This is a genomic window from Polaromonas sp. P1_E3, from assembly GCF_056405935.1.
The window spans coordinates 1-884 of record NZ_JBFUBD010000726.1; the positions used below are offsets into that span (position 1 = coordinate 1).

2 protein-coding genes are annotated in these 884 nt (G+C 54.6%); both read right to left on the minus strand.

Annotation, left to right across the window (positions count from 1 at the left end):
* Positions 1–115: 115 nt before the first annotated feature.
* A complete protein-coding gene (locus AC1D0Z_RS23090) occupies positions 116–517 on the minus strand; it encodes a ribonuclease E inhibitor RraB (protein ID WP_477660459.1) in 402 nt (133 codons plus the stop codon).
* Positions 518–593: 76 nt separating this feature from the next.
* The coding region (locus AC1D0Z_RS23095) for a hypothetical protein (RefSeq protein ID WP_477660460.1) at positions 594–884 on the minus strand (291 nt) is incomplete at its 5' end.

Sequence of the window (884 nt, forward strand, 5' to 3'; positions counted from 1 at the left end):
GAGTTTGACGGGGAAAAAGCTGCCGCTCGGCTCGCCAATTTGGAGTACACGGTTTGAGGCGGTGGAGCGAATTGTGATCACGGGTTCCATAGTCATTTAACGGTTAGATACCTCTTCACCGGACAACACCTGCGCCCCAACCATCGTAGGTACCACCATTTTCCGAAGCCAGCGCCGAAAAACTCTTCCGAATTTCCACTAGCGCGCCGACCTTAGGAACCATTGTTCTGACTGCCTGCACGAGCCACTCGGGGTTGCTCTGCGCGCTTGGTTTGACTGACACGTTGTAACCTTGAGATGCCAGCGTTTGGGCTACTGAGTTTGCTGCAGATTCCGAGGGAAAGTACATAAAGAAGTCAATCTGGTGCGGCTTCTCGAGCTTGGAACCTGCCTGCCTGAGTTGACTGAGAACGCGAATGTCCGGCACACCCTCCTGCCCAGCGCGATTCGAACTAACAAGCACCAGCGCTATTACTCCCAGCACTGCTGCAACTACAACGATAGTGGTGATGGACATTGGTATCTAACGTTGGAGGTAATCGGACCCGATGCAGCTGACAGCCTGCAGTAGAGGGCCTGCCTTGACTGACCTGTTATGCCGCACGTTGAAGTTCCTCCAACAGTCCTGCAGCGAGCTTTCGTGGCCCGCGACGTTGTTCATTGCTGCTGCAGTGCTCCACACAGGCAGCGACGAACAGTGCGCCCATCGAACCCTCGACCTGCAGGTAAAGAAGTTCGCGCATCATCGTGCAAAAAACTGCGCTTTGAAAGAGAAACTCTACAACATCGTCGCGCTTTCCCGAGCGCACCGCAGGCGCAAGTTCTTCGACCTCAAACAATGGGTAACCCGACTCGGCCACCTCAGGCAAGCGTTCCAACAATAG

Bases quoted from the DNA above. Each gene is read 5' to 3' on its own strand.
- AC1D0Z_RS23090 (WP_477660459.1), bottom strand. From the start codon at position 517: ATGTCCATCACCACTATCGTTGTAGTTGCAGCAGTGCTGGGAGTAATA.